The 26,735-nt window shown below is 60.5% G+C and carries 28 protein-coding genes and 1 pseudogene; 19 read left to right on the top strand and 10 right to left on the bottom strand.

Going from position 1 to position 26,735, the window contains the following annotated elements; genetic code table 11:
• Positions 1–14: 14 nt before the first annotated feature.
• Positions 15–1,154, bottom strand: coding sequence for a mandelate racemase/muconate lactonizing enzyme family protein (locus AC0L2Y_RS04915; protein ID WP_473554239.1), 1,140 nt, complete (start codon positions 1,152–1,154; stop codon positions 15–17).
• Between the two features lie 135 nt (positions 1,155–1,289).
• Between AC0L2Y_RS04915 and AC0L2Y_RS04920 the strand changes: the two genes are divergently transcribed.
• The 6 genes from AC0L2Y_RS04920 to AC0L2Y_RS04945 all read left to right on the top strand — a co-directional run bounded on the left by AC0L2Y_RS04920 (position 1,290) and on the right by AC0L2Y_RS04945 (position 6,202).
• Positions 1,290–1,925, top strand: a complete 636-nt coding sequence (locus tag AC0L2Y_RS04920; RefSeq protein WP_473554799.1) for a GntR family transcriptional regulator — start codon at positions 1,290–1,292, stop codon at positions 1,923–1,925.
• 116 nt (positions 1,926–2,041) lie between these two features.
• Positions 2,042–2,473, top strand: a complete 432-nt coding sequence (locus AC0L2Y_RS04925) for a hypothetical protein (protein ID WP_473554241.1) — start codon at positions 2,042–2,044, stop codon at positions 2,471–2,473.
• On the top strand, positions 2,376–3,281 hold the full coding sequence (locus tag AC0L2Y_RS04930; RefSeq protein ID WP_473554242.1) for an extracellular solute-binding protein: 906 nt from the start codon (positions 2,376–2,378) through the stop codon (positions 3,279–3,281). Before AC0L2Y_RS04925 ends, AC0L2Y_RS04930 begins: the two co-directional genes overlap by 98 nt.
• Positions 3,282–3,371: 90 nt before the next feature.
• Positions 3,372–4,274 (top strand): carbohydrate ABC transporter permease, encoded by a 903-nt coding sequence (locus AC0L2Y_RS04935; RefSeq protein WP_473554245.1) that lies wholly within the window; start codon positions 3,372–3,374, stop codon positions 4,272–4,274.
• Complete coding sequence (locus AC0L2Y_RS04940) at positions 4,267–5,112, top strand: carbohydrate ABC transporter permease (protein WP_352567136.1); 846 nt, start codon at positions 4,267–4,269, stop codon at positions 5,110–5,112. Before AC0L2Y_RS04935 ends, AC0L2Y_RS04940 begins: the two co-directional genes overlap by 8 nt.
• 10 nt (positions 5,113–5,122) lie before the next feature.
• Complete coding sequence (locus tag AC0L2Y_RS04945; RefSeq protein WP_352493014.1) at positions 5,123–6,202, top strand: ABC transporter ATP-binding protein; 1,080 nt, start codon at positions 5,123–5,125, stop codon at positions 6,200–6,202.
• A gap of 122 nt (positions 6,203–6,324) precedes the next feature.
• Here the strand turns inward: AC0L2Y_RS04945 and AC0L2Y_RS04950 are convergent, their stop codons facing one another.
• From AC0L2Y_RS04950 to AC0L2Y_RS04960, 3 genes are read right to left on the bottom strand one after another with little or no spacing between them, the layout of a single operon-like run.
• On the bottom strand, positions 6,325–7,146 hold the full coding sequence (locus tag AC0L2Y_RS04950) for an alpha/beta hydrolase (RefSeq protein ID WP_473554248.1): 822 nt from the start codon (positions 7,144–7,146) through the stop codon (positions 6,325–6,327).
• Positions 7,147–7,154: 8 nt separating this feature from the next.
• The gene (locus AC0L2Y_RS04955) at positions 7,155–8,642 is read right to left on the bottom strand and encodes an NAD-dependent succinate-semialdehyde dehydrogenase (RefSeq protein ID WP_473554251.1); all 1,488 of its coding nucleotides are present in this window, start codon (positions 8,640–8,642) and stop codon (positions 7,155–7,157) included.
• 18 nt (positions 8,643–8,660) lie between these two features.
• On the bottom strand, positions 8,661–9,887 hold the full coding sequence (locus tag AC0L2Y_RS04960) for an iron-containing alcohol dehydrogenase (RefSeq protein WP_473554252.1): 1,227 nt from the start codon (positions 9,885–9,887) through the stop codon (positions 8,661–8,663).
• Positions 9,888–10,210: 323 nt separating this feature from the next.
• On the opposite strand from AC0L2Y_RS04960, the gene AC0L2Y_RS04965 reads away from it, so the two are divergent.
• Positions 10,211–10,912, top strand: coding sequence for a GntR family transcriptional regulator (locus AC0L2Y_RS04965; RefSeq protein ID WP_473554254.1), 702 nt, complete (start codon positions 10,211–10,213; stop codon positions 10,910–10,912).
• A gap of 151 nt (positions 10,913–11,063) precedes the next feature.
• On the top strand, positions 11,064–11,657 hold the full coding sequence (locus AC0L2Y_RS04970; RefSeq protein ID WP_352493019.1) for a DJ-1/PfpI family protein: 594 nt from the start codon (positions 11,064–11,066) through the stop codon (positions 11,655–11,657).
• A 133-nt stretch (positions 11,658–11,790) separates the two neighbouring features.
• Here AC0L2Y_RS04970 and AC0L2Y_RS04975 read toward each other — a convergent pair whose 3' ends face one another.
• Positions 11,791–12,702, bottom strand: coding sequence for a GntR family transcriptional regulator (locus AC0L2Y_RS04975; protein ID WP_473554255.1), 912 nt, complete (start codon positions 12,700–12,702; stop codon positions 11,791–11,793).
• 166 nt (positions 12,703–12,868) lie between these two features.
• Between AC0L2Y_RS04975 and AC0L2Y_RS04980 the strand changes: the two genes are divergently transcribed.
• From AC0L2Y_RS04980 to AC0L2Y_RS05010, 7 genes and pseudogenes are all read left to right on the top strand, one after another.
• Positions 12,869–13,921 (top strand): ABC transporter permease, encoded by a 1,053-nt coding sequence (locus AC0L2Y_RS04980; RefSeq protein ID WP_473554256.1) that lies wholly within the window; start codon positions 12,869–12,871, stop codon positions 13,919–13,921.
• On the top strand, positions 13,918–14,703 hold the full coding sequence (locus AC0L2Y_RS04985; protein ID WP_473554259.1) for an ATP-binding cassette domain-containing protein: 786 nt from the start codon (positions 13,918–13,920) through the stop codon (positions 14,701–14,703). The genes AC0L2Y_RS04980 and AC0L2Y_RS04985 overlap by 4 nt, the downstream gene beginning before the upstream one ends.
• Positions 14,704–14,796: 93 nt before the next feature.
• Entirely contained in the window at positions 14,797–15,711 is a 915-nt protein-coding gene (locus tag AC0L2Y_RS04990) for a sugar ABC transporter substrate-binding protein (RefSeq protein ID WP_473554261.1), read from the top strand.
• 94 nt (positions 15,712–15,805) lie between these two features.
• Complete coding sequence (locus AC0L2Y_RS04995; RefSeq protein ID WP_473554802.1) at positions 15,806–16,831, top strand: zinc-binding alcohol dehydrogenase family protein; 1,026 nt, start codon at positions 15,806–15,808, stop codon at positions 16,829–16,831.
• Between the two features lie 76 nt (positions 16,832–16,907).
• Positions 16,908–17,033 (top strand): annotated as a pseudogene (locus AC0L2Y_RS05000) (EamA family transporter); the annotation flags it as partial.
• Between the two features lie 132 nt (positions 17,034–17,165).
• Positions 17,166–17,393 (top strand): hypothetical protein, encoded by a 228-nt coding sequence (locus AC0L2Y_RS05005; protein WP_023679266.1) that lies wholly within the window; start codon positions 17,166–17,168, stop codon positions 17,391–17,393.
• A complete protein-coding gene (locus AC0L2Y_RS05010; protein WP_473554263.1) occupies positions 17,390–17,827 on the top strand; it encodes a TA system VapC family ribonuclease toxin in 438 nt (145 codons plus the stop codon). The genes AC0L2Y_RS05005 and AC0L2Y_RS05010 overlap by 4 nt, the downstream gene beginning before the upstream one ends.
• A 252-nt stretch (positions 17,828–18,079) precedes the next feature.
• Here AC0L2Y_RS05010 and AC0L2Y_RS05015 read toward each other — a convergent pair whose 3' ends face one another.
• The 4 genes from AC0L2Y_RS05015 to AC0L2Y_RS05030 all read right to left on the bottom strand — a co-directional run bounded on the left by AC0L2Y_RS05015 (position 18,080) and on the right by AC0L2Y_RS05030 (position 21,267).
• Positions 18,080–18,376: a PIN domain-containing protein gene (locus tag AC0L2Y_RS05015; RefSeq protein WP_473554265.1), complete on the bottom strand. Its 297-nt coding sequence runs from the start codon at positions 18,374–18,376 to the stop codon at positions 18,080–18,082.
• A gap of 16 nt (positions 18,377–18,392) precedes the next feature.
• The gene (locus AC0L2Y_RS05020) at positions 18,393–18,635 is read right to left on the bottom strand and encodes a type II toxin-antitoxin system Phd/YefM family antitoxin (RefSeq protein ID WP_473554266.1); all 243 of its coding nucleotides are present in this window, start codon (positions 18,633–18,635) and stop codon (positions 18,393–18,395) included.
• A gap of 438 nt (positions 18,636–19,073) precedes the next feature.
• On the bottom strand, positions 19,074–20,201 hold the full coding sequence (locus tag AC0L2Y_RS05025; protein WP_473554269.1) for an NAD(P)/FAD-dependent oxidoreductase: 1,128 nt from the start codon (positions 20,199–20,201) through the stop codon (positions 19,074–19,076).
• A gap of 64 nt (positions 20,202–20,265) precedes the next feature.
• On the bottom strand, positions 20,266–21,267 hold the full coding sequence (locus tag AC0L2Y_RS05030; protein ID WP_473554271.1) for an SIS domain-containing protein: 1,002 nt from the start codon (positions 21,265–21,267) through the stop codon (positions 20,266–20,268).
• Positions 21,268–21,368: 101 nt separating this feature from the next.
• On the opposite strand from AC0L2Y_RS05030, the gene AC0L2Y_RS05035 reads away from it, so the two are divergent.
• The 4 genes from AC0L2Y_RS05035 to AC0L2Y_RS05050 all read left to right on the top strand — a co-directional run bounded on the left by AC0L2Y_RS05035 (position 21,369) and on the right by AC0L2Y_RS05050 (position 26,056).
• A complete protein-coding gene (locus tag AC0L2Y_RS05035) occupies positions 21,369–22,235 on the top strand; it encodes a PfkB family carbohydrate kinase (RefSeq protein ID WP_473554274.1) in 867 nt (288 codons plus the stop codon).
• Between the two features lie 158 nt (positions 22,236–22,393).
• A complete protein-coding gene (locus AC0L2Y_RS05040; protein ID WP_473554275.1) occupies positions 22,394–23,230 on the top strand; it encodes an ABC transporter substrate-binding protein in 837 nt (278 codons plus the stop codon).
• Positions 23,231–23,306: 76 nt separating this feature from the next.
• Positions 23,307–24,836, top strand: a complete 1,530-nt coding sequence (locus tag AC0L2Y_RS05045; RefSeq protein ID WP_473554277.1) for an amino acid ABC transporter permease/ATP-binding protein — start codon at positions 23,307–23,309, stop codon at positions 24,834–24,836.
• Between the two features lie 110 nt (positions 24,837–24,946).
• Positions 24,947–26,056 (top strand): LacI family DNA-binding transcriptional regulator, encoded by a 1,110-nt coding sequence (locus tag AC0L2Y_RS05050; RefSeq protein WP_473554280.1) that lies wholly within the window; start codon positions 24,947–24,949, stop codon positions 26,054–26,056.
• Between the two features lie 171 nt (positions 26,057–26,227).
• Here AC0L2Y_RS05050 and AC0L2Y_RS05055 read toward each other — a convergent pair whose 3' ends face one another.
• Complete coding sequence (locus AC0L2Y_RS05055; protein WP_473554282.1) at positions 26,228–26,485, bottom strand: hypothetical protein; 258 nt, start codon at positions 26,483–26,485, stop codon at positions 26,228–26,230.
• Positions 26,486–26,735: the final 250 nt, after the last annotated feature.

A 26,735-nucleotide genomic window follows, 5' to 3' on the forward strand; every position in this document is an offset into this window, starting at 1 on the left:
GCTCGATCATTCACTCACTTGCCAGGGAGGCGTGCATTTTCTGGCGCGGTACCCAGTTCCGACCGCATCAGGCGCCTTGGTCTCATCCATTCACTACGCGCTTTTTCGGACAGTACCAATCCATGGCCAGGTCGATCGGGTGCATAGGCGTAGCCGTCCCGGATTTCGATGGGCTGCTCCACCAGATGATCGAAGTTCTGAAACGAATATTCCAGCCATTCGACTTCCGGAAGCGCGACCGCCATGTGCACGCCGATCTCCAGAAAGGTGTTGCCGATGCTGACCGGGATGCCGAGCTCGGCGGCCAGCCAACCGATGCGCATAACATCGGTGACTTGACCGTGGACATTCAGGATGTCGGCTGCGTGGGCTTCCAGAAGAAGCCGTTTGCCTTGAAGATCCAGATACTCGCCGCTGTTGATCTGAGTCCATGTTATTGCCTGCCTGAGCATTCTCAATCCTTCGTGGTCGTGACGCAGGATTGGATCCTCGACCCAGAGAAGATCGTGACCGGCATCGCGGATCGCCACCAATTTCACCAGCGCTTCCTTCGAGGTCCACGCCTCATTCGGGTCGATCATGATTTTCGAGCCTGCCGGCACACAGGATTTCAACAGTTCCAGGCGCCGCAGATCGCGATCGAAATCCGGGTGGCCGACCTTGATCTTGAAAGCGGAATAGCCAAGCGACGCCGCGTGGGAAAACAAGGAAACGAAAGCATCATCGTCGAGGTGGAAATCGAGGCCACTGGCGTAGGCTTTCACACGGTTGCGACGACTGCCAAGCAGCACGTGAAGGGGTAGGCCAGCTTCCTTTGCCGCAAGGTCCCAAAGCGCCACCTGGACCGCTTCATGAAAGGGCAGGGAGTACGCCCGCTGATTGCCGCCACGCGGGCGGTTCACACGATGAACCAGCGCGATCGCCTTGTGTCCTTTCAGGGCCGGCCAGACCTCGTGTTCGAAAACGGTCTCAATCTCGATCTGGTCGGGCAGGGGATTGAAGAGCGTCTGGATGAAGCCCAGCCCTACCTCGCCACTTTTCGAAACGAGTTCCAGCGCGGCGACGTTTACATCGTCGGCGCGAACCTGACTGTCCCCGATTACCCGGTCGCGGGCGAACTGAAATCGGGTTATACGAAAATGCGAAAGGCTCATCACCGGGGCTTTCTGATCGTTTAGTGCAAGTTTCTGATCTATCAGTCAGGATGTCTCAGTACCGAATCAACGGAGGAGCCGCAAGTGGCGGGCAAAGCAAAAGCCATCTCTCATACCCCGGTGGCGGCCACCCGTATGAGCGATGTTGCCTACGAACGAATTCTGGAGCGCTTGTTCGACAGGCGCGTTCCGGTCGGGGCATTCGTTTCGCAGAGCGAACTGTCCGCGATCGTTGACGTGCCCGTCGCTCCGCTTCGTGACGCTCTGCGCAAGCTCGAGGCGGAAGGAATTCTCACCATCCATCCACGCTCCGGAATCCAGTTCATAAAGCCTGGCATGGAACTCACGCGCGCCACCTATCAATTCCGCGCCATCATAGAGCGTTCGGCAATTCGCGTCTTTGCCGAACAGGGTGATGAAGCCATCATGAATGCCTTGGAAATGCGGCACTCCCGGCTGGTTCGGCGCATCGAGCGGGAGGGTGTGGGAAAGGAGCAACTGGAGGAGATGGATGCGCTGGAGGGAGAGCTGCATGGCGCAATCATCGGCGCGCTGCGCAATCCCTTGATCGATAGCACATATCGGCGCATGCACAATTATCTACGTCTGTTGCGGCTGGACAGCAAACTCACCTCGCCGATCATGATCCGGACGCTCAAGGAGCACCTCGACATCCTCGAGGCTTGCAGCAGCAGGAATGCCGACGCTGCCGAGGCAAAGCTGCAGTCCCATTTCCAGGCGGCCATGCAGCGGAACCTGGGTCTGGTCTGACACGTCGTCGTTTGCCATTTGCCTCTCCGGCGAGGTTGCACGGCTTGGGAAATGATGTTACCCAACATTCCAACTGATCGATCAGTCCGCTGATCTGATATCTGGGAGGAGGTCGCATGCAGTTGAACAAGAGGCAGTTTCTCGTGGGTTCGGCGGCCCTCGCGATGGCAGGGCGCATTGGTGGTGCCCGTGCCGCAAGTGCCATCAGTTACTGGCACCACTTCACCAGTCAGTCGGAAATGGCCAGCTTGCTCAAGATCATCGGATTGTTTCAGGCGGCGAATGCAGACGTGGCGGTAACCCAGGAGAACATCCCGAACTCGGAATATATGGCCAAGGTATCTTCGGCCGTGCTGGCCGGCGGGCGTCCCGATACCGCCATGGTGATCGCCGAGCGCTTCGCCGATCTTACCGCGATGGAGGGATTGATCGATCTTACCGAGCGCGTGAATGGGTGGGAGGGCAAGGCGAACTTTCCCGACAACCGCTGGACCGGGCTTTCCAGCCAATGGCGCCATTTATGCGGTTCCCGCCTTCGCCTTCGTTGATTGGATGTACTACCGCGCGGACTATTTCGAGGAAGCTGGACTGGCGGGGCCACCCCGAAATTTCGACGAATTCCTGCAAGCATCCCGCAAGCTGACGAATCCTTCGAAGGGCAGGTATGCATTCGGCATGCGCGCCGGCGCCGGCGGTTTCAAATATGTCATCGATGTCATGGAGGCGTTCGGCTCGCCGATCGTCAAGGACGGGCAGCCGGCCATGGACAGGGCCGCGGCGATCGAAGCGATAACGTTCTATTCCGATCTCTTCCTGAAGGAAAAGGTCGTGCCGCCGAGCGCGCCCCACGACAGCTACCGTCAGATCATGGAGGCGTTCCGCACCGGGCAGACTGCCATGGTGTGGCATCATACCGGTTCGCTGAACGAAATCTCGAGCGCGATGAAGCAGGGCGAACAATTCTCGACCGCGCCGATGCCGGCCGGTCCGAAGGCGCATGTCGCTCGCGTCGCATACGCCGGCAACGGCGTCATGAAGGGAGACAATATCGAGGCTGCCTGGCGGTGGGTGAGTTTCTGGGGCCAAACCGACGCTGCCTTGGCCCTGCTCGAGGGGACCGGCTATTTTCCGGCTTCCGCCGCTGCGCTGCAGGATCAGCGGATCACCGGCAATCCGATCTATAGTGCGGCGACGGAGACGCTCAAGTTCGGACGCCTGCCGAACAATTTCTTCGGCGCCGCGGGCTGGTCCGAAAATGTCGTCAATCCCGCTTTCCAGTCGGTGCTGACGGCTCAGTCGACGCCGGAACAGGCAGTGGACCGCATGATCCAGGGCCTGGAGGGGGCGCTCCGCTGATCCCCGGACCTGCAGCCGTGCTCAGAACGCAACGGGACGGTGCTTTCGCATCGCAGATTCATGACAATAGGCTCGAGCAGATATCTGTCTTTGCGGGCTCTCGGCGAACTGTCCGAGACCCGATACTGGATGTATTTGCTGCTCCTTCCCAGCCTCGCCCTTATCCTTCTCGTGATCGCCTATCCAACGCTTTACGGCATGGCCATCAGCTTTCGCGAGATGCGTCTGACGCGTCCCGGGTTGGAAGGCTGGGTGGGCTTCAAACATTATGTAGCGATGTGGTCAGACCCGGTCTTCTGGATCGCATTGAAGAACACAGTCGTGTGGGTCGCGGCCGCGGTCGCGCTGGAACTGTCGCTTGGTCTTCTCGCCGCGACAGCTCTCAACAGGGATTTGCCGGGCACGAAAATCTTCGCCGTGCTCATCCTGCTTCCCTACTTCCTGCCCAACGTCGTGGCGGGCCATATGTGGGCCTTGCTGCTCGATCCGCGGCTCGGAGTGATCAACGATCTTCTTGTCCGGATAGGCGTCCTGCAGTCCTACAGGGCATGGTTTGCTGATCCCAATACTGCACTTGCGGCGACCATTCTCGTCGAGGCCTGGCACGGGTTTCCATTCTTCGCGCTGCTGCTGCTCGCGGGCCTGAAAGGTATTCCCGAGGACCTCTACAGGGCAGCCGCGGTCGACGGCGCAGGCGTAGCGGCGCAGCTCCGGCTGATCACCTTGCCGATGCTCAAGACCGTCATCGCGGCGGCAGTGATCCTGCGCGTCATCGGTCTGGTCAATTCGCCCGATCTGCTCCTCATTCTCACCGGCGGCGGACCCGGAGATGCCACCCAGGTGCTGTCGTTGTATGCCTTTCAGACCGCCTACAAGGAATTTAATTTCGGCTACGCATCCGCCCTGTCGGTGGTGATGTTCGCGACCCTGATGATCTTCGCGGCCGGGTACATCCGTATCTCCAGGATTACCAAAGGACAGGGCGATGATTGAAAGCAAGCGTCACCGGCGGATGATCGCGAACATCGCCACCTACGTCGTGCTCGCAAGCCTGACGGTGTTCTGCATCGGTCCGATGATCTGGATGTTCCTGACATCCCTCAAATATGAGGCCGACATTGTCACTCAGACGATGCAGTACCTCCCGAGCCGCGTCACCTTCGACAATTATGTCGCCATCTGGACGCAGTCAGGTTTCCCACGGCTTATAGGCAACAGCCTCGTCGTCACCTTCCTGACGGTGACGATCTGCGTCGTCACGGGCACGCTTGCCGCCTATGCATTTTCTCGCTTCGCGTTTCGAGGCCGGGATCAGCTCATGCTCGGCTATCTTGTCGTTCGCATGTTCCCGGCAGTCATGATGATCATTCCCCTTTATGTCGTTATGCGCGGTGTGGGGCTCGTGGACAGCCGTTTCGGCCTGGCGCTTGCCTATACGAGTTTCCTGCTGCCGCTGTTCGTGTGGATGCTCAAGGGGTTCTTCGATTCCGCACCTAAGGAACTCGAGAGCGCGGCACGCATCGACGGCTCGACAAGGCTTGGCGCCATGGTCCGCATCGTCATGCCCCTTGCGCGGAACGGCCTGGTCGCAAGTTCGGTGTTCATTGCCATCGCGGCCTGGAACGAGTTCCTGTTCGCCCTGATGCTGACGACCGGACAGGGGTCTCGCACCTGGCCCGTGGGCCTGCAACTGATGGTCGGAGAGTTCCAGCTTCCTTGGGGAGTTCTGGCGGCAGGCGGCATTCTCAGCATCATCCCGGTCATCGTTCTCTTCGCGATCGTCCAGCGAACCATGGTCCAGGGGCTGACCGCAGGCGCCATCAAAGGTTAGGAGTACTCGCATGGCGACGCTTTCCATCAGGGACGTGCGCAAGTCCTATGGCTCCGCACAGGTTCTTCACGGGGTCGACATCGAGCTCGAGGACGGAGGCTTTCTGGTTCTGCTCGGGCCGTCCGGATGCGGCAAGTCGACCTTGCTCAACATGATTGCCGGCCTCGACGACACGTCCGGCGGTGACATCCTGATCGGGGGACGCTCGGTCCTCGACCTTGCACCCAAGGACCGCAATATCGCGATGGTGTTCCAATCCTACGCGCTTTATCCCACCATGTCGGTGGCGAGGAATATCGGCTTCGGATTGGAAATGCGTGGCGTGGGCGCCGACCAACGCAAGCGCGCCGTGGAAGATGCCGCGCGAATGTTGCAAATCTCCCATCTGCTCGACCGACGCCCCGCCAATCTTTCGGGCGGACAGCGGCAGCGCGTTGCGATGGGCCGCGCGATCGTGCGCGACCCGGAGCTGTTCCTCTTCGATGAGCCGCTGTCCAATCTCGATGCCAAGCTCCGCGTGGAAATGCGTACGGAGATCAAGCGCCTGCACGAGCGTCTCGGCACGAGCATCGTCTATGTCACGCATGATCAGATCGAGGCGATGACGCTGGGCACCAAGGTGGCCGTCATGAAAGGCGGCTACATCCAGCAATTGGGCGACCCGCGCACCATCTATGAACGGCCCGCCAATATGTTCGTGGCAAGTTTCATCGGATCTCCGGCAATGAACTTCTTTGCCGGACGACTGGTCCCGGATTCGGAAGGTGTCCGGTTTCAAGCGAGCGGAGTATCGATCGTGTTGCCGACGCGGAACCGGCAGGTGGACTCTGAGCGACCTGTGGTGCTGGGCATACGGCCTGAAGAGCTGAGAACCGTTCCGCAAAATCGAGCTTCGATCATGGGCGAGATCGATGTGGTAGAGCCTACCGGCCCTGAAACCATGGTGACGGTGCAGGTCGGCGAGCACGCGATCATCGCGCGCCTGCCGCCGAGGTTTGCCGGCCGGCGCAAAGAGCCAATATGTCTTGCCGTGGATCCAGCGAGCGTCAACCTGTTCGATCCGGATAGCGGACAGCGCATCGACATTTAGGGCGTGGATACCAGCGGCTGGAGGCAGTTGCGCACGGTCCCGCGATGTCGCCTCGAACTTATCCCGAGCGAATGCGGACCGCTAGCGGTCAAGCGGCGTTGACCGGCATCTCGGCATGGTAGTCAGCAGCCCTTGGCGATCAGTTTTTCCAGGCAACCGGCAGCCTCGGTCCCCGGCACGCCGAGATCTCTGACACTGTCCATGTGGTTACGGTTCGCGAGCACATGCGACGTTACCAGCGATCCCTGCCGCAGCAAGCTTGCTTTGAATCGATCGGCTTGCTGATGGAAGGGTGGTGTCTCGTTGGCTCCGACCAGAACCGTCGCCCTGGTTTGAGGATCATGCCGATAGGCAAGAGGTGTAAACATGGCGACTTCTTCGTCGGTTATTCCAATTTCCTTGGCGAGAAAGGAATCCTGGAGCGGTTTCAAATCGTAAAGCCCGCTCAGCAGAAGGGCTGCCCTCACATTCGAGGGGGTATGCTCGCCCCCGAACAGGAACGTTGCAAGATGGGCTCCGGCCGAATGACCACTGACGGTCAGGGCCGCCGGGTTTCCGCCATGATCGGCGATGTTGGCCAGGACCCACTGCTTGGCGCGGCCCACCTGGTCGACGATCGTCGCCATTCGGACCTTGGGCATCAGCGCATAATCAAGGATGACAGCAATAGCCCCGGCCTGGGTAATCGTCGTCGCCACGTATGAATAGTCGCGCTTGGAGAACATTCTCCAGTAGCCGCCATGGACAAAGATGTGCACCGGAAGCGCCGTTCTTTTGCCCGCGGGAAAGAACAGGTCCATGGTCTCGGTCGGATCCGGTCCGTAGGCCACGTCAGCGGTCATCGCAATGGTGGCGCGGACGGCCTCGCTACGATCAACGAAGTCCTGCACGATTTCGTCAAAATCCGCGACGTGGTCGCGGATGCGAAAGGGATCGCCTTGCATTCTTCTGCTCACATGCTGATGGCGAGGTATTTCGCCTCCATGAATTCCGCAATGCCGTGATGCTGCCCTCCCTCGCGGCCAAGCCCGCTCTGCTTGACGCCGCCGAAGGGGGCTGCCGGATCGGACATCATCCCGCGGTTGAGAGCGATCATCCCGGCCTCGATCCGGGAGGCCACCCGCATGCCGCGCGCCAGATCGCGCGTGTAGATGTAGGCAGCAAGCCCATATTCAGTGTCGTTGGCGCGTGCGATGACCTCGGCCTCGGTTTCGAAGCTAGAGATTGGCGCCACCGGTCCGAATATCTCCTCATGCGCCATGTTTGCATCGCCCGGCACGTCGCGAAGCACTGTCGGAGGGTAGAAGAAACCACGTCCGGACACGACTGAGCCACCGCACAAGACCCGCGCGCCGCGTGCGACCGCGTCGATGACAAGCCGGTCTATCTTCTCGACCGCCTTTTTCGTGATCATGGGCCCGCATTCCGTGTCCGGGTCGGTGCCGACGCCGACCTTGAGCGACGACATCCGCTTCTCGAGGCCCTCGCAGAAGGCTTCGTAGATGCCAGATTGCACGTAGAGGCGGTTTGCGGCCGTGCAGGCCTCGCCGGCGTTGCGCATCTTGGCCACCATTGCGCCATCGAGCGCCGCTTCGAGATCGGCGTCGTCGAACACAATGAACGGTGCGTTGCCGCCGAGTTCCATGGAACACGAGACCACATGCCTGGCAGCCTCTGCCAGCAGAGCGCGACCCACACCCGTTGAACCGGTGAAGGAGAGTTTGCGCACCCGCGGATCGGCCAGCATGGCGGCCGTCAAAGGCCCGGGACTGGAGGTTGTCAGGACGTTGACCACGCCCGGTGGAACGCCTGCGTCCTGATAGAGCGCGGCCAGCGCGTAGGCGGTAAGCGGGGTCTCACTGGCCGGCTTCAGGATCACCGTGCATCCAGCGGCAAGTGCCGGCGCGATCTTGCGCGTCGCCATCGCGGCAGGAAAATTCCACGGCGTGATCAGGACGCAGATGCCGATCGGTTCGTAGTCGACCACAATGCGGTTGCTGCCGGAAGGCGCAGTACCGAACTCACCGGTAATGCGAACGGCCTCCTCGGCATTCCAACGGAAAAATTCCGCGGCGTAAGCGATCTCGCCTCGGGCATCCCGCAGGGCCTTGCCGTTTTCCAGTGCGATGAGAGTAGCCAGTGCCTCCGATCGTTCTGTCATCAACTCAAAGCAGCGTCTGAGGATCTCGGAACGCTTTCGCGGCGACGTTGTCCGCCAGCCATGGGCCGCCTTGGCAGCGGCGGCAACGGCGGCGGCCGCGTCCTCCAAGGTCGCATCGGGTACGGCAGCGATGATGGCTTCCGTCGAAGGATCGATGACCGGAATTGCCCTGCCATCCGCGGATTGCCGCCATTGGCCGTCAATATACAGCCCATGCGAAATTGTGTGGAAGTCGCTGACGCCCTGATCATCCGACAGAACCTGTGAAAACGTGTTCATCTCGATATTCCCGATTGTTTACATGACGCAGCTGGCGAGGTCGCCATCAAAGGCGGCCTGGACCAGGCTTCGCATGGACCTCAAATCGAATGGCCGCGGATTGTTCTTGATGAGGCGCTCGATACCGATCGCTTGTTCCGCCGTCCAATCGAGCTTGTCGGCAGGCAGCCCCAGCTCGGCCAACGAGGGAGTGATCCCGATTGCCCCAAACAGCCGACTGACCTCGCCAATGCTCGCGTCGGCCAACTCTTCGGGCGTCAGGCCTTTTCGATCGAGGGAGAGCGCGTTGGCGATCTCGGCCATCTCGGTTGCTGCGGCTGTTCTGTTGTACTTCATGACGTATGGCAGCATGGTGGCGACACCCAGTCCGTGAGGGGTGTGGGTTATCGCGCCAACCGGGTATTGCACGGCGTGCGCTGCCGCCGTGCCGGCCGTTCCGAACGCGCAGCCGGCGGCAAGTGCACCCATCATGACATCGGCCCGGGCGTCCTCGTCGGAGGGCCGGCGGTATGCCGTTTCAAGGCTTCGGCCAAGCAGCTTGATCGCCAGCAGGGCAAAATGATCGGTCAAGGCGGTTTTGCCGATAAAGACATGTTGTTGCGGAAGGCCGGGATCGGTCCCGCGCCTGACGGCGGTGAAGGCCTCGATTGCATGCGTCAGCGCATCGGCGCCTGCGATCGCCGTCAATCCCGGCGGGCATGTCATCGTCAGTTCAGGATCGCAGACAGCCGCGGCCGCGATCAGATAAGGGCTGGAGATGCCGACTTTCAGCGTGCGATCCGGATCGGAGACCACGGCAACCGGGGTGACTTCAGAGCCGGTGCCGGCGGTTGTCGGCACCGCGATCAATGGCAGCGTCGGGCCGGGCACCTTGAACTCGCCGTAGTAATCCTGGAGCTGACCGCCGTGACTGAAGAGCAACGCGGCGCATTTGGCCATGTCGAGACAACTGCCGCCGCCAATGCCGATCACCATGTCGGGCGCGAACTTCCGCGCTTCCTCGACGCAGACGGCAACGGTATCCCGGGGGACGTCGGGTAGCACACGGTCATGCACCAGTACGTCTATCGAGGCGGCTCGCAGCGCCGCGACGATCTCTCCGAACGGGCCCGTTGCGGCAAAACGTTCATCGGTGCAGACGAGTGCGCGACGTCCGAGTTTGGCCGCGACAACCGGAACTACGTGGCGTTGGCCCTTCCCGAAGAGGATTTCGCGCGGCAGCCTTAGGGCAGCGAAAAGGCTCATGACCTGCATCCTGTGATGATATCTGGATTGGAATGCGAGATGGCGTTCAAGTCGGCCCAAAGGCTGGGTTCGATGTAAAACCCGTCTTGTAGCGCGGTTGCATATCGACGCGCCCAACCATCGCCCGCAACGCTGGCGGTCCGTTCAGCGGGTGAGGAAGCACGGGCTGCCAGGGCGGCACGCTGTTCCAGCAGGGCCACTGCAAGTGCCATTACTTTGTCTCGAAACAGCCTCAATTTATATCCTCTATAAAATCGTATAGGATATAGGATTGCATTGGATGGAGCATCGTGTTAGCAACTCAATGTGTCAAGAGGCAAAACATGCAGGCCATGAACTTAACCAGTCAAGACGAAGCGAACCTCGCCGGCGGGCGTATCCAGCGCTCCAGCAGCCTGGTTGAGGACGTCTACGAAGCGATTTTCGCGCAACTCATGTCGCTGAAGATTGCGCCGGGCTCGCGCATTACGGTCGACAGCCTGGTCAAGGAATTCAACGTATCCCACACGCCGATCCGCGAGGCGCTCGGCCGGCTCGAAGGCGAAGGCCTGGTGCTGAAGACGCATTTGATCGGTTACCGCGCTGCGCCGCAGATTACGAAACGACGGTTCGACGAACTCTACGAACTTCGCCTGCTGCTCGAGCCTCACGGTGCTGCCAAGGCAGCGGTGCTCATGGACGATGTAAAGCTCGCACAGCTTCAGAAATCGGCCGGCGTCATGGCGCGCCGTGAGGGCAAGGACGAGCGCCTGCGGTATTCCAACTTCGCCCGCCAGGATGCCATTTTCCATGACAAGGTCATGGAATTCGCCAACAACGAACTCGTGCGCGAGACACTGGCGCACCAGCATACCCACTTCCACATATTTCGACTGATGTTCCATTCGCGCGTCACCGAGGAGGCGCTTGACGAGCATGAGGCCATTCTGGCCGCGCTCGCAGCGGCCGATCCTGCCGCTGCCGAGCAGGCCATGCGTCGCCATATCGAGCATTCCCGCGACCGTTTGTTGTTGGCGTTCGACTGAGACTGTCCCGATGTCCCCGTATCCGCCGTTGACGGTCATTACGCAGGCCAGTGCCAACGAATACTACTTCCCCGATTCACCCTTCTAGAAACTCAAACCTCCCGGGCGAGTACAGGTCTCGCCCGGCCGTTGTCACAGGAAAGGGAGTACCATGCCAGGCAAAAAGATCCTGATGCTGACCGGTGAATTCACCGAGGAATATGAAATCTTCGTCTACCAGCAGGCGATGGAAGCGGTGGGCCACACTGTTCATGTCGTGTGCCCAGACAAAAGCGCCGGAGACCTGATCAAAACATCGCTGCACGATTTCGAGGGCGATCAGACCTACACCGAAAAGCTCGGCCACTATGCGCTGATCAACAAGACCTTTTCCGACGCTGAGAAGCAACTGGAGCAATACCACGCTGTTTACTGCGCTGGCGGTCGCGGGCCCGAATACATCCGCACCGACAAGCGCGTGCAGGCGATGGTGCGCCACTTCCACGAAACCAAGAAGCCGATTTTCACGATCTGCCACGGCGTGCAGATCCTGATTGCGGTAGACGGCGTCGTGCGTGGCAAGAAGGTCGGCGCGCTGGCGGCGTGCGAGCCGGAGGTGACGCTTGCGGGCGGAACCTATATCGACCTGTCTCCAACGGAGGCATATGTGGATGGGACGATGGTTTCGGCAAAAGGCTGGACGGCGCTTGCAGCGTTCATCCGCGAATGCCTGAAGGTGTTGGGAACGGAAATCCGCCACGCTTAGACCTTCTTCCGACGCATCTCAAAGGGGTGCGTCGGCTCCCTTCTGGAAGGGGAACTTGTCACCGCCAGTTCGGCCCGGATCATAAAACGCCTGCATCACGCTGAGTTTGCCTCCCAGGGACAGAGGTCTTTCGTTATGCATTGATGCTCGTTTCATCAAACCCCGTAAGCGAACGCATCAGTGTTTCCCTCGCTGAGGCCAGATGCGCCCGGCAGGCCACCTCAATCCGAGTGGAGTTGCGGCTCTCAAGCGCATCGATATAGGCAATGTGTTCGTGGATTGCGGCAAGGTTGCGCTGCTTTTCGTCCTGCTTGTTCCACTGATAATGGTAGTGAAAAATGAACGTGATGATGTCGTAGAAACCATTGATGAAGCGGTTCGGTGACGCCTCGTTTATGAGCCGGTGAAACTGGTTGTCCAGGCCGGAGAAGTCGTGAAAACGGCCTTCAATTCGCTCCAGCAGGTCGGCATGCGCCATCCTGAGCGCGGCGAGTTTCGACCATAGCGGAGAACTGTCCGGCTGCAGTGAAAACAGCTGTGCCGAACGCAATTCGAACATCACCCGGATCTCGAAGAGCTCAAGTGCAAAGTCTTCGGTAAAGCCCTTGAAAAGCCAGCCTGTATTCGGCCTTTTCTCGATCAGTCCGAACCGGCTGAAGCGGATCAGGAATTCGCGAATTCCATTGGTCGCAACGCCGAATTGACGCGCAAGCTCGAGCTCATTGATGCTGGTTCCAGGCCTGGTGTCACCCCGCAGCATCCACTCCATGAACTGTTGCTCGACATGCTTGGCGCGAGGCGTGGTTTCGGCGTCCGGATAGTAGTCGTTGTCGCTGACCGGGCGGCCCGTCGACCTGAGGCCGTTACGCTCGGTGACAAGTTCGCGGTGAACCAGTTCCCGCAAAACCTTTCTGACGGTTGTGCGGCTGACGCACATTCGTCGTCTAAGCTCATTTTCGGAAGGAAGTTCACCGGCCAGTTGCCCGTCGCGCAGCATATTTGCAGCTCGATTGAAGGCCTTCTTGTAGACGGTGTCGGTTCTCATCGGATTTTCCCTGGAACAATACCTTGTCCTTTTTAGCATGGACTTTATCCATAAAAAACAACTTGACCCGACCTGGCTGATTGTTTTTTATCGATAAGAAGAGGGCCTGAACACGAATTGAGTTTTTGACGACGCGGCTCGCGCGAGCCGCGGCGGGGAGGGGAATTTGCCTGAAACGGGAAACACCGGCACGACTGTCGGCGAGGCCGCGTTGCCAGCATCCAGGAAGTCAGAAGCCGTCCCCGGCCTTGCGCTTGGCCTGATGCTGCTGAGCGCTGGTCCGGTGGTCATCCTGGTGCTGCTGATCGCCGTCCTCAGCTTTCTGTCACCCTATTTCCTGACGGGACGCAATCTCAGCAACATCCTCGCCCAGACGGGCGTCATCTCGGTTGTCGCGATGGGCCAGCATCTGGTCATCCTGACGCGCGGCATCGATCTCTCCGTCGGCTCGAACCTTGCACTGGCTTCCGTCGTCGGCGCGCTGAGCTTTCATGCCGGCGCCCCCGCCATCGTCGTGATCGCCGTGATGGTTGGCTGCGGTGCCGCGGTCGGCGCCATCAATGGACTCTTCTACGTCTTCGGCCGGCTGCCGCATCCTTTCATCATCACGCTGGCGACGTTGAGCATCGCCAAAGGGCTGGCGCTGCAACTGGCCGACGGGCGCGCCATTCCTGGCATGCCGGATTCGATCGATGCGCTTGGCCGCGACGCCGTCTGGGGTCTGCCTGGATCGGTGTTCGTCGTTGCCGGCGTTGCCGCGGTTCTTTTCGTCATGGCTAAAACCATGGTCTGGGGGCGCTGGATTTATGCCGTTGGCGGCCGGCCCGACGCTGCATTGCGCATGGGTATTCCCGTGTCCTGGGTCCTGGTTTCCGTCTATGTCATCTCAGGGCTGTGCGCCGGCATCGGTTCTGTCATCCTTGCCGGCCGCACCGACGCCGGTTCGCCGCTGTTCGGCAATCTGCTGGAACTGGATACGATCGCGGCGGTGATCATTGGCGGCGCCAGTTTTCTTGGCGGTCGCGGCCACCTCGGCCATGCCTTGATCGGCGCCATCATGATCGGCGTTATCCGCAACGCGCTCAACCTGCTCAACGTCAACGTCTTTTTCCAGCTCATCGTCATCGGCGTGGTTATCGTCATAGCGGTCGAGTCCGACGTGCTGCGCAATTACCTCGAAGGGCGTGTGCGTGTCCTGCAAGCCGGAAGACAGTCATGAGCGCCGTTGCGGCCAACGCCGATCATGCGGTCAGCACGGACAATCCCGTGCTGGCGGTACGCGGTGCTACCAAGCGTTTCGGTTCGGTTCTTGCGCTGGACGATGTCAGCATCGAGGTGCGGCGAGGCGAGATCGTCGGCCTCCTCGGCGACAATGGCGCGGGTAAATCGACGCTGACCAAATGCATCAGCGGGGTGCACCAACTCGATGCCGGCGCGATCCTTTTGGACGGTGCGCCAACGCAGATACGCTCCCCTGCGGATGCGCGCTTCGCCGGCATCGAGACCGTCTATCAGGATCTGGCGCTGTTCGACAATCTGACGCCGGGACAGAACTTCTTTGCCGGTCGCGAGCTGGCTGGCCCGCAATGGCTTCCGCGCGGCCTGCGATTTCTGCAGCAGCGCCGGATGGACGCCGAGACGCGCGATTTGTTGGCAAACCTGAAGGTTACGTTGCCGCGGCTGGATGCCGTCGTCGCCATGATGTCTGGCGGCCAAAGGCAAGCGATAGCCGTAGCCCGCTCGACCGTGTTCGCCCGCAAGGTTGTCATTCTGGATGAGCCGACCGCCGCCCTCGGCCTGCGTGAATCACGCCAGGTGCTCAATCTGGTCGCTGCGCTCCGCGACCAGGGCAATGCCGTCATCCTGATCACTCACAACATGGAACACGTCGTCGAGCTCGCCGATCGCGCGGTGGTGCTTCGCCAGGGCCGCAGGGTCGGCGAACTGGTGCCGACCAAGGGCAACAAACAGGAACTGGTTTCCATGATCGTTGGAGCCTGACCCGTTCGAAATTTGGGGACCTTTCCGGTCCGCAAATGCCTGAAGCGTCTCCCGCCGGGAGGCGTCTCAATCCAAGGGAGGAATACAATGCCAATGAACCGAAAACTGTTCGCAGGGCTGGCGATCGCCGTTGCGTTTTCCGTGCCGGCTTCGGCCGCAGACAAGATCAAGGTCGGCCTGATTACGAAATTCCCGGTGCCGTTCTACTCGACCATGGAGGACGCCGCCAAGAAATACGCGGCCGCTCATCCGGAGATCGAACTGGTCACAGGCCAAGGCCAGGCGGCTACCGACATTGAAGGCCAGATCGCTCTGATCGAATCTATGATCACGCAAGGCGTCAAAGGGCTTGCAATCACTCCGGTCGACCCGACGGTCGCGCCGGCGCTCGACAAGGCGGTGGCCGCCGGCATCAAAGTGGTTCTCGTCGACAACAGCATCCCCAACTGGAAAGGCCAGACGGCATTGGTATCGACCAACAATCTCAATGGCGGCAGGATCGCCGGAGAATACCTGAAGACGGTGCTCAAGAGCGGTGACAAGATCGGTATTCTGCAAGGCGTTCCCGGGGTGCCGGCTCTGGATGACCGGGTCACGGGCATGATGGAGGGACTGGGTGACGTCAAGGTCGAGGTCGTCGGCAAAGGTGCAACCAACTGCACGCTGGAACTTGGCACGTCAGTGACCGAAGACATCCTGACCGCCAATCCTGATCTCAAGGCAATCTACGCGGCCTGCGGACCGCCGATCCCTGGAGCTGTCAAGTCGATCAGCAATGCAGGCATTGCCAACGACAACCTCATAGTGGTCGGCTTTGACGCCTGCTGCGGTGAGATCGAAGCGATCAAGTCGGGGGCGGAGGACGCCAGCGTAGCTCAATTTCCCGCAAAAATGGGCGAGCTTGGCATCGACACTGTCGTCAAGGCCATCCGTGGGGAACCCGTCGAGGCTAATGTGGATACCGGCGCCGGACTGGTGACGCTGCAGAACGTCAAGGACTTCGAGTGATCCACCAGCGGTCCGACGGATTGCACCCGCCGGACCACTTCCTGTTGCCGGACTCCAGCTTAGCAAGGGGTAAATTACAGTCATGGACCCCACCATCAAAGTCGTGCGATGCGCCGAGCCCGGCAGACTGGTGTTTGAGGAGCAGCAGGCACCAGGCGCTCCGCCCGAAGGCTGGGCACTGGTCAATGTCGCCTTTGTCGGGATATGCGGAACCGACTACCACATCTTCGAGGGCAGGCATCCTTATCTCGCCTATCCGCGCGTCATGGGCCATGAGGTTTCGGGAACAATCGCGGCAATCGACGCGCCCGTGGACCTGTGGGTTGGAGAGCAAATCCTCGTCAATCCCTATCTTGCCTGCGGACATTGTGCCGCCTGCCGCCAGAGCAAGCCCAACTGCTGCATGTCGATTGAGGTGCTTGGCGTGCACCGTGACGGTGCCATGAGTGAGCAGATTCTCGTGCCGGCGCGGAACTTGATACCAGCGGCCGGCCTGTCACCGGTCGAGGCTGCCACGGTCGAGTTTCTGGCCATCGGTGCCCACGCTGTCCGCAGATCCATGGCGGGGCCGGGCATTCGCACCTTGGTTATCGGCGCCGGGCCGATCGGCCTCGGCACCGCGCTTTTTGCGCGCATCGCGCAACAGAACGTGACCGTCATGGACATCGATAGCGAGCGGCTGACCTTTGCCGCGAGGCAACTGGGTTTCCTGGTGATCGACGGATCGAAGGGATCGATCGCCGAAACGATAGCGGAGCGAACTGCGGGAGCAGCTTTCGACGTCGTCTTCGACGCCACGGGGAACAGCCGTTCGATGCAGTCTGCCTTTGCCTATGTTGCCCATGGCGGCGTCATGGTGATGGTCAGCGTCGTGCCGGACGACATAACTTTCTCAGATCCAGAGTTCCACAAACGGGAAATGATGCTGATCGGCAGTCGCAACGCGACGCGTAGCGATTTCCAGCACGTCATTACCTCGATCCGCGCTGGAAAAATACCAATCGACCAGCTCGTCACCCACCGCACCACCCTGCGCGACAGCCCACGCGACATCGCAATCTGGGCGCAGCAGAAGTCCGGTCTGATCAAGGCCGTTATCGACGTCGCGGGGTCTGGCTGACTTCGGCAACACTATCAAGACATGTCATCGCAGCCCTGGTGCTGCATTGTAGGAGGGGGAGTTGCTCGGTGACGCAAGGCTAAGCGTCGCGCTTGACACGGTATTCGGCGTGGTTTTCCTCAGAGAACAATTGCCCCTGCCGAACTGGCTTGGCGTTTCACTGATTACAGCGGGCGCAGTTCTCGTAGCATACAAAGGGTGAAGCCGTGGAGCGACGATCCTTCCGGCGCAAACGTGCTCCACGCAAAGTCCGCCGGGTATTCGCACCGCTTGAGTATCCGACCTCGCTATTCTATCTGATGCGTGATGTTTGATGCGCACCAAGAAGGGCAACATGAGAACCACACTGGCGATCGATGACGATGTCCTGGTCGCGGCCAAGGCCATCGCCCGGCAGCAGGATCGCAGCCTCGGCGAGGTCATCACCGATCTCGCCCGGCGCTCGCTGCGACGGCCTCAAGCCGGCGGCGAGCGCAACGGGATTCCTCTTCTGTCGCCTCGGCCCGATGCACCTCCTGTCACGCTTGAGACGGTCAACGCCCTGCGAGACGAACTGCCGTGACGTTCCTGCTCGACGTCAACGTGCTGGTCGCGCGGATCGATCCTGGCCACGTCGCCCATGACGACGCGCATGGCTGGTTCGAAGAGACCGGTAACTCCGCATGGGCTACATGTCCCATCACCGAAAACGGCGTCCTGCGCATCGTCAGCAACCAAAGATATCCCAATTCTCCCGGCTCGCCCGCCATCGTTGCGCAAATCATTGCGAAGTTGCGGACCCTGCACGGGCACAGCTTCTGGCCCGACGATGTGAGCCTGGTTGGCTCTGGCGACATCGATCCAGCGAGAATCCTGACCTCGGCACAGGTCACGGAAACGTATCTTCTCGCGCTCGCCAAGGCGCGCGGCGGCCCACTTGCAAGCTTTGACCGCAAGCTGTCGGCGGCGGCCGTGAAGGGCGGGAAGTCTGCACTGCATCTGATTCCCACAAGGTAGAGGCTCTTCGGTGCGTTCTACCTTCGATCTTCTCGGGTTTTTTCGGCAAGAAAATCGCGGCGGTCCAAGGGCAGCTCGGAGAGAGGGTCGAACGCTTCGGCACGTCGAACGACATAGGCAGGTGGTCGAGCGAAGAGGTCAGTTTCCATTCGCGCGCGGCCCGAGAATTCGAACCCCCTGGCCGCGCGCGGCAAGTGCGAGCTTGCGATCGAGGGTGGCCAGCGGCAACTCGGTTTCGATTGCCAGGGCAAGTTAGGCCGGCGTCATAGGCGCTGAGCCCGTGCGACGCCCTAGCGTCAGCACCGCGCCGTCCGACCCGCCGCCCGCGTCCTCCAGCGGCAATCGGCGCAGCCGTGCTATGGCGGTGGCAGCTTCGCCCGCCGCGATGCGGCCACGGCGCTCGGCCATCAGTACGACGTTACGCGCCTCGTGCCAGAATAGGGGAGGGACAGGCGCCCTTGTTCCCGGCAATTGTCGCATCAGGGCGCCGCCGCCTCGCTGTCTTCGTGAGGAGGCAGCCGCCATGGAAAGGTCGACAACGAAAAGCATCAGACGATGATCGCCATCAAGCGCGGCGCCCTTCATCGCGCCAGGCCCGAATTTCGTCGTGCGTCACGGGCTTGGCGCGGGCCCGGGCAGCGCCGATCTCTTCGATCACGGCCTCGACATCGTTGCGCCGTTGAATCCGCGACAGTTTGGCGATGGGATAGTTGCCGCGCGAAATAATCACCTCCTCGCCGGCTTCGACCCTTGAAAGCAGTTCCGAGAGATGCGTCTTGGCCTCGCCAACTTTCACCTTGATGGTCATTCCCTGTCCTTGCACGCGTCGAGGCCAACGTGGCGAGCCGTGTTCTTGCCGCTGAGCTGAGTGTGGATTACCCACAAGCGCTCTTGTACGAGACAATGGGCGCAATCCTGACGGTTGGTCAAGTCACTGCCGACCCCTCGCACGCCGCAAGGCGGGCCGTCTCTCGATAAGGCGAAATCGTTCTGGAGGAACGGGCGTCCGATCGTGCGCAGTGTCCGATTTTGCTGACGGAAGCTTGCGCAACTTGTCGCGGTCAGCGCACTCATCTTCTCCCTTGGGCGTTCGCGCTTGGACGCGCAGCGCCGACACTCCTCGCCGTCTCTGTTGCCATAAGACGACGACCTGATCACGCGATCCTGTCACCCCTCTCTCGGTAAGGGAAAGATTCCCCAGGCCCGCGGCCCATCAGGACGGTTCGACCTTGCCCCAATTGCCCTTTCAGCTGAAACGATTGGGGCGGAACGTTGCAAGCATGGGATGCGGATTGCCTGAGGCGATTTCTCTGGCGAGCAATTCGCCGCCGATCAATCCAAGCGTGGCGCCGCTATGGCTGAAGGCGACGTGAAGCCCGGCGACGGTCTCGACGGTGCCAAGCACAGGCTCGCCGTCGCCGGGGATGGGCTTCGGGCCAACTGCATAGGCAGCGAGCTGGAGCCGCGGATGACCCTCGAGCACTGCACTAGCCTCGTCGAGCAGTCCTTTGACGGTCTTCTCGTGCACGGCGTAGGTTCCGTCAGAGTTGACCACGACTTCTTCCTCCGACCACGCCGAATCCAAAACAAGCGCGCCATCTGGCGTCGGGCGCACCGCCACGCGCGGCGTATTCAGCACGGCACGGAGCTCGGTCTTGATCGGCTTGGTCCTCAAGAGAAGTGAAATTGGTGTAGCGTCGGGGATATGTACTCCGACCTCCGCAAGCATGACAGGCGTCGCTGGCCCAGCGCAAAGAAGCACTGCATCCGCCTTTAATGGCACACCGTCGGCAGTGACGACGCCACGCGCACGACCACCTGTGGCATCTATCCGCACGCGTCCAGCGTCCTGAACAAGCTTGCCGCTGCAGGAGCGGAACTCATTGAGCAGCAGACTGATCAAAGAGGGCAGGTCAACCCATCCTTCACCAGGATTGAAGATGGCGCCCTGCCGGGTGATTGCGCTGGCGTTGACACCGGGCGTTACTGCGCCGACTTCGGCAGGGCCGAGCAGAAGCGCGTCATAACCAATATCCTGCTCCAGCTGGCAGATGGACGCGATCTGGTTCGCCTCATCATCCGCATCCCAGGTGAGGCCGCCGTCAAAGCGAAGCCACGACGCCGTTTCCGGCCTTGTGGCGGCCAGGGTCCGATAACGGTCGATGCCTGCAAGCCTCAAGCGGTGGTAAGCAGTGTCCGCACGTCGCGCTGAGTTCAGCCAGGAAAGTGAACGGCCGGATGCACCGTTGGCCGGTGCGCCGTCGTTGACAACCGTTACATCAAAGCCAAGACGAGCGAGGTGCAGCGCGGAAGAGATGCCGAAGATGCCCGCGCCGATAACAACGACATGGCGCGGCTTTGGGGATGCAATCATGGAAAAATCCTTCTTCGCAGAAGACGGGCTGGGGGTTGTTGGATGGCTGCAGAGTGCTGCGGAACTAGTAATCCGTGAGCTTCTTCATGTAGCGCCGGCCCTCAAGCATTGGCCGGCCGCGCAGACCGGCCAGCTCGTAGGCAAAACGCCATAGAGTGTCGAAGAAGACCACGGGCACGAGATAAGGTTTGATGTGTTCGGACATACCGCTGAGGTCGAGTTCCGTTCCATCGAGCACCAGGATGTTTTCCCGGCTGCCGTACTTGAAAAGGAAATCGCGGGCGCGTTCGGAAAGGCTCCGCGTTTCGTCCAAACCCAGCAAGACCACGAAGCAAGCGTCCCGATCCACCACCTCAAAAGGACCGTGGAAAAACTCGTTAGCGTGTATGGCTTGCGAGTCGTACCACTGCATCTCCATCAATACGCAGATGGCGTACGAATAGGCCGCGCCATAGCTTGCACCGCTGGCCAGTGTGTAGATCGTATTGCACGGCGCGAAACGGGGTACGAAGGTCTTAAACCGGTCGGCATAGGTGCGGTGCGCACGTTCGATCGCCGGCTGAAGATGACTCAGACTCCTCAGCAGATCGGCGGTTAGCCCGGCATTTTCCCGAGCATCGATCAAGCCGGCGAGCAATATGTAGAGCACGCCGTAATTGCTGCGGGCTGCATCAATCGGTTCGCCCGTCGTGTAGGAGGCCTGGTACGCCACAGGGTGGTCGACGGCGCGCGCGAGGGGCGATACCTGGTCAAGTGTCATGCCGATTGTCGTTGCGCCTCGAATTCTTGCGTGATTGGCCGCTCGGACGGTCTCCTTGGTGGTTCCGGTCTGCGAGCAAAGAACAACGAGTGTGTCAGGTCCCAACCGTCGCGGATCTCGGCATACGAACTCATCCGCGTTGTAGATGTCGCAGGCGAATGTGCCGCTGCGACGATCGATGAAGTATTTGCCTGCCATCATGATCGAGAGCGAGCCGCCGCACGCCACGAGGAATAGATGCGCAAAGTGCTTCCCCGCCATAGCGGCCAGGGCTCGTTCAACGTCGGCGGGGAGGGCGAAAATCATGAGGTTCTCTTCTCGGTGACAGAGCTTGGGCCGGCGCACAATTGACAAATGGCAGGTCATTGTGCGAACGTTCTCACGTCCTTTAAACTGAAAGTCCTGCGATGGTCAAGATTGCCGCGATGGGCGACAACGTGGTCGATTGCTATCTCGCTCGCGGCGAGATGTATCCTGGCGGAAATTGCCTCAATCTATCGGTGTATGTGAGCCGCTTCGGCGGGCAATCTGCCTATGTTGGATCAATCGGCAAAGACCGGGCCGGGGACTTGATCGACGCCGTACTCAAGTCCGAGCGCGTGGACGTCACCCGATTGCGACGCCTCGAGGGGGCGACCGCTTACTGCCTCATAGGTCACCGCAACGCCGATCGGATTTTCCTGGATTTCGATCTCGGGGTGTCGATGTTCACGCCGACGCAAGAAGATCTGGATTTTCTCTCAGGCTTTCAGGCCGTCCACATCGGCCAGTCCAGCGGGTTAGACCCGTGGGTTGCCGCGGTGTCGGGTAAGTCACTGTTGTCTTACGATTTTTCCACGCGGCGCGAACGGGAACATCGACGCGAGATCGGGCCTTATTGCTATCTGGCTTCCGTTTCGGGTGACGGCCTCGACGACAAGGAATTGACTGCAATCGCAGCCGAACTGCTTGCATATGGTTCAAAGTGGGTCCTGGTGACTCGCGGTCGAGCTGGCGCCGCACTCTACCGAGACTCGACCTCCTACAGCACCCCGGCGCGACTGGTCGAAACCGTCGACACGCTGGGCGCGGGCGACACCTTCATCGCCAGAACGTTAGTCGGCTTGCTCAGGGAAGAGGCGCCTGAAGCCACTCTCGATCGTGCGGCGGAGGCAGCAGCCGCTACGTGCCAGTACTACGGGGCGATTGGCCACGCGACAGCGATCGACATAGGGACAATGACGCCAGAGATCCTCCGCGGAGCGGGGCACGTTCGAGGCGGGAAAGCCATCTAGCTGCGTAATTCCACGGAACAATTGACGCGAGAAATAGACAATGCTAGGGAAAGTGATAACGTTCTCATTCATCCACGCAGCGCCGCCCAGAGCGTTTGACGGATGAGACGTCGAGTGGGACCGCAGGCCGACTTCGGCCAATCGTAAGAGGAGAAGACATGCAAACGATTTCGAACAGGCGCCAACTGGTGAAATCCGGTCTGGCGCTGACGATCGCGCTGGTGACAGGACTTGGCACGCTGGCCGCACCAACGCAGGCAAAAGCGGCCAACAACCCCTACAACCTCATCGACCCGACGGTGATCAGCGTCGGAACCATGGGCGATGCGAAACCCTATGTCTTCACCGACGCCAACGGCAACTTCACCGGCTTCGACGCTGAACTCTTCCGCGACGTGGCGCGCCGGCTCGGGTTCAAGGAGGAGCAGGTCGTTTTCACCGGCCAGGAATTCTCGGCGCTGCTGCCGTCTGTCGCCAACGGCCGCTTCGACGTCGCTGTCGCCGCTATTGGCACGACCGCGGAGCGCAAGAAGACCGTCGATTTTGGCGACGGCTATCTCGCCGGCTACCTGTCGATCATTTCGGCTGATCCGGCTCTGACGAGCAATGAGAGCACCGCCGGAAAGCGCATCGGCGTGATCCAGGGAACGCTCCAGGAAATCTATGCCGAGAAGAACCTGAAGGGCGACATCGTCAAATTCCCCGACAACAACACTGCGGTGGCGGCGCTGAACAACGGGACGATCGATGGCCATTTCACCGACTATGAGTCGGCCAAGCAGTATGTGGAGCGCTACAAGAACCTTAAGATAACAATGAATGTGCCGTCCTTCGACGCGCCTGCCGGGTTCGTGGTCAAAAAAGGCAACGACGCTTTCCGAGAAGCGCTCAACAAGGCCCTGCGCGAGGCCATGGACGATGGCACCTGGAAACGGCTTCACGAGAAATGGTTCCCGGGTACCCCGATGCCGGATCAATATCTGCCAAAGAAGTAAATTCGCGCGTATTCGTTATCGTTTCCGGCCGGGCCCGTGAGCAACGGTGCCCGGCCGAGTTATAGATGGACTTGATATGAGCTGGTTCGACAACTTCGCCCGCAGCTTTCTTGATTTCCAGGCGATGGCAGAAGTTCTGCCGAACATGGTGATGGTCGGCCTCAAGAACACCCTGATCCTGGCCCTTGCCTCGACGTTTTTCGGGACGCTGATCGGTATCGTACTCGCCGTGATGGGGATTTCCGAGAACCAGCCGCTGAAAATCCTTGCGCGGGTCTATACCGATATCTTTCGCGGGCTCCCGGCCATTGTCACGATTCTGATCATTGGCCAGGGCTTCGCGCGGTTGGGCCGAGAGCTGTTCGGTCCATCGCCTTATCCGCTGGGCATTCTGGCACTCAGCCTGATTGCGGGCGCCTATATCGGGGAGATTTTCCGCGCCGGCATTCAAAGCGTCGAGCGTGGTCAGATCGACGCGACCCGCACTCTTGGTATGACGTATGGCCAAGGCATGCGCCTGGTGGTGATTCCGCAAGGCATCCGCCGCGTCCTGCCTGCACTGGTCAACCAGTTCATCGGCAACGTCAAAGACTCCAGCCTGGTCTATTTCCTTGGCCTGCTCGCTTCCGAACGCGAACTGTTCCGCGTCGGCCAGGACCAGGCCGTGCTGACCGGCAATCTGTCACCGCTGTTGCTGGCCGGCGTGTTCTATCTCGTGATCACGGTCCCGCTAACCCACCTCGTCAACTATATCGACACGCGCATGCGCGTCGGCAAACGTATCACCGCCGTGCACAGCGGCCTCAAGGAAGTCGCCGAGCTTGCCGAAGCGATCGTGCCGGGCGCAGCGACGTTGCCTGCAGCAGCGCCCACACGCTTCAAGGGCGGCGGCATCGAGGTGAAGAATATCGACATGGCTTACGGCGTCGTCCAGGTGCTTCATGACGTCAGTCTGAAGGTGCAGCCCGGGACGGTCACCTGCCTCATCGGTCCGTCCGGCTCGGGCAAGTCGACCTTGCTGCGTTGCCTCAATCGCCTCGTAGAGTGTCGAGCCGGTGACATTCTGCTCGACGGCGAAAGCATCTACAAACACACCCCTGACCAACTCCGGCGGCGCGTCGGCATGGTTTTCCAGCAGTTCAATCTGTTCCCCGACCGCAGCGCGCTCGCCAACATCACCCTGGCTCTGCGCAAGGTGAAACGCATGTCGCGCGAGGAGGCTGAGGGCGCGGCCTTGGCGAGGCTGCATGAAGTCGGACTGCTGGAGCGCAAGGATCACCGGCCAGCCAATCTCTCGGGCGGGCAACAGCAGCGGGTGGCCATCGCGCGTGCGCTCGCCCTCGAGCCCGAAATCATGCTGTTCGACGAAGTCACCAGCGCGCTCGATCCTGAATTGGTCAAGGGTGTCCTCAATTTGATGGCCGATCTCGGTCGCGGCGGGATGACGATGGTGGTCGTCACACACGAGATGAACTTTGCCCGCAAAGTCGCGAACCAGGTCGTGTTCATGGACGAGGGGCGGATCATCGAGGCAGGACGGCCTGAGGACCTTTTCGACAATCCGCAGAGTCCACGTCTTCGGCGCTTTCTGTCAGAGGTACTGTGATTGCAATGGTGTGCGCAACCGCGGGGGTTGCAGTGTTCGGCCTTGCGGGGCGGGCTTAACTGCCGCTAGGTCGCCGTCACAACGCGCGCCTTGGCGGCGGAGTTTGCCGAGTGACTGAAAGATTGTCGAAAAACGCAACCATCATAGAGGTCGCTCGCCGCGCCGGGGTGAGTTCCGCCACGGCGGGGCGTGTACTTGGTGACTATGGCTACAGCAGCCCCGAGGTCCAGGAGAAGGTGCGTGCCGCTGCAGCTGAGCTGGGCTATCGCCCCAATCGCCTGGCCAAAGGTCTGATCACCGGTAAGACGCAGACTATCGGAGTTGTGGTTGGCGACATCGAAAGCCCGTTCTACGCGAGCGTGCTGCGCGGAATAGGGGATATGGCGCGCCGTGGCGGCTTCGGGGTTATCGTTACGAATAGTGACGAAAATGCCGAACTCGAGCGAGAGGCGGTGCAGCTGCTGCTGGAAAAGCAGGTCGACGGTTTGATTGTCTCATCGACTTTCGGGGACGAAGCGGATCATCTTCGTGAGGCAGTCGCAGCCCGCTGTCCCGTCGTGCAGTTCGACCGCATGGTTGCGGGCCTGGAAACCGATTCAGTCGTGGTCGACAATGTTTCCGTAACGCGTAGCAGCATCGCGGCGATGATCGGCGCCGGACACAGCCGCATTGGAATTCTGGCGGAGCTCGGGCCGGGCCAACGGGATGATGTTGGCTCGTTTGTGGCAAACGCCGATCTCTCCAGCGCTGATATTCGCTATCATCATCCAAGCTGGCAAAGGCTATTAGGTTACCTCGAAGCCCATCGCGCCGCGGGCATTACGCCGGATCCGCAGTTGATCCGCCGCGTGGCGATCTATTCCAGCGAGGCGGCCCGCAAGGAGGCACTCGATCTGCTGACAATGCGCAATGCGCCGTCCGCCCTGTTTACCGCCGATGGCGTGATGTCGACAGGCGTTCTGGAGGCGACATCGGCACTGAAGCTTGCGATCCCAGGAGACCTTTCGCTGCTTTGCTTCGACGATCTCGACTGGATGCAATTCGTGGCCCAGGGTATCACAGCCATCGCACAGCCGGCGCATTTGATCGGAGCGGCGGCGGCGGAGCTTCTCTTGAGAAGGCTAGGGGAGGGCACGTTGCCTTTCGAGCACCGTGTGCTGGCGGCCCGGTTGGTGGAGCGTAACTCAATTGCGGTCCATCGCAACCGCCAGGCCGTCTGATCTTCGGCCGCGACGGTCCGGCTGGAGCTGAATTGCAGCGCCTCTACGCCGGGGTCGATGCCATGCAGGGAGATTGTACTGTCTTGTCGCCTTCGCGTACCTATAGTAGCACCGGCCGGTGCGGATCGGCTCGGCTGAATGACAGCCCAGGCGGACTGCTGGCCACGACTACTACTGCTTACGATGCCCCGGCGTGAGCTGCGCAAGAGAACGGGTGAGAACATCCGGGTTCCCGTTGCGGATCTCGATGTCATTCTTGGGCCGGATAGCGCCGCGCACAAGTCTGGCGCCGAGATAGCGGAACGGCTCTGGAGGCAATGCCAGCCGCCGGCCGATCCCGACGAGACCGCTGGCGCTCCACCGATCCTTGCGCTCGAGCACCAGACTGGCCAGGAGGCGGCGACGCGGCCGCCGATCGCGTCTGTGCAATGCCGGTTCCGTTGAAGCCCATGCCATAAAAGATGTTGGGATGACCCCGCAGATGATCGAAGACGGGAACATGCTCGAGCACGAGCTAAGGCAATCTTAGCTATGCCTCAGATTCCTGTCGGATCCGCCAACAATTCGCAAAAGTTCGGGGTTCCAGTAGGGCGACCGCCAGAAGGGAGCGGGAATCTCGCCTACGAAGTTGGCGCATTTCGCTCCGTGCCGAGCAAAGGCGGCGCCCTCTCCACTATGG

The organism is Mesorhizobium sp. WSM4830 (assembly GCF_055811495.1).

Excerpts from the sequence above, each read along its gene's own strand:
- AC0L2Y_RS05025 (WP_473554269.1), bottom strand. The coding sequence starts at position 20,201 with ATGATTGCATCCCCAAAGCCGCGCCATGTCGTTGTTATCGGCGCGGGC.
- AC0L2Y_RS04975 (WP_473554255.1), bottom strand. The coding sequence starts at position 12,702 with ATGAGAACCGACACCGTCTACAAGAAGGCCTTCAATCGAGCTGCAAAT.
- AC0L2Y_RS05045 (WP_473554277.1), top strand. The coding sequence starts at position 23,307 with ATGAGCTGGTTCGACAACTTCGCCCGCAGCTTTCTTGATTTCCAGGCG.
- AC0L2Y_RS05005 (WP_023679266.1), top strand. The coding sequence starts at position 17,166 with ATGAGAACCACACTGGCGATCGATGACGATGTCCTGGTCGCGGCCAAG.
- AC0L2Y_RS04930 (WP_473554242.1), top strand. The coding sequence starts at position 2,376 with ATGGGTGGGAGGGCAAGGCGAACTTTCCCGACAACCGCTGGACCGGGC.
- AC0L2Y_RS04920 (WP_473554799.1), top strand. The coding sequence starts at position 1,290 with ATGAGCGATGTTGCCTACGAACGAATTCTGGAGCGCTTGTTCGACAGG.
- AC0L2Y_RS05035 (WP_473554274.1), top strand. The coding sequence starts at position 21,369 with ATGGTCAAGATTGCCGCGATGGGCGACAACGTGGTCGATTGCTATCTC.
- AC0L2Y_RS04970 (WP_352493019.1), top strand. The coding sequence starts at position 11,064 with ATGCCAGGCAAAAAGATCCTGATGCTGACCGGTGAATTCACCGAGGAA.
- AC0L2Y_RS04960 (WP_473554252.1), bottom strand. The coding sequence starts at position 9,887 with ATGAGCCTTTTCGCTGCCCTAAGGCTGCCGCGCGAAATCCTCTTCGGG.
- AC0L2Y_RS04955 (WP_473554251.1), bottom strand. The coding sequence starts at position 8,642 with ATGAACACGTTTTCACAGGTTCTGTCGGATGATCAGGGCGTCAGCGAC.
- AC0L2Y_RS04965 (WP_473554254.1), top strand. The coding sequence starts at position 10,211 with ATGCAGGCCATGAACTTAACCAGTCAAGACGAAGCGAACCTCGCCGGC.
- AC0L2Y_RS04950 (WP_473554248.1), bottom strand. The coding sequence starts at position 7,146 with ATGCAAGGCGATCCCTTTCGCATCCGCGACCACGTCGCGGATTTTGAC.
- AC0L2Y_RS04915 (WP_473554239.1), bottom strand. The coding sequence starts at position 1,154 with ATGAGCCTTTCGCATTTTCGTATAACCCGATTTCAGTTCGCCCGCGAC.
- AC0L2Y_RS04940 (WP_352567136.1), top strand. The coding sequence starts at position 4,267 with ATGATTGAAAGCAAGCGTCACCGGCGGATGATCGCGAACATCGCCACC.
- AC0L2Y_RS04990 (WP_473554261.1), top strand. The coding sequence starts at position 14,797 with ATGAACCGAAAACTGTTCGCAGGGCTGGCGATCGCCGTTGCGTTTTCC.
- AC0L2Y_RS04925 (WP_473554241.1), top strand. The coding sequence starts at position 2,042 with ATGCAGTTGAACAAGAGGCAGTTTCTCGTGGGTTCGGCGGCCCTCGCG.
- AC0L2Y_RS04985 (WP_473554259.1), top strand. The coding sequence starts at position 13,918 with ATGAGCGCCGTTGCGGCCAACGCCGATCATGCGGTCAGCACGGACAAT.
- AC0L2Y_RS04945 (WP_352493014.1), top strand. The coding sequence starts at position 5,123 with ATGGCGACGCTTTCCATCAGGGACGTGCGCAAGTCCTATGGCTCCGCA.
- AC0L2Y_RS05020 (WP_473554266.1), bottom strand. The coding sequence starts at position 18,635 with ATGACCATCAAGGTGAAAGTTGGCGAGGCCAAGACGCATCTCTCGGAA.
- AC0L2Y_RS05030 (WP_473554271.1), bottom strand. The coding sequence starts at position 21,267 with ATGATTTTCGCCCTCCCCGCCGACGTTGAACGAGCCCTGGCCGCTATG.
- AC0L2Y_RS05015 (WP_473554265.1), bottom strand. The coding sequence starts at position 18,376 with ATGCTTTTCGTTGTCGACCTTTCCATGGCGGCTGCCTCCTCACGAAGA.
- AC0L2Y_RS05040 (WP_473554275.1), top strand. The coding sequence starts at position 22,394 with ATGCAAACGATTTCGAACAGGCGCCAACTGGTGAAATCCGGTCTGGCG.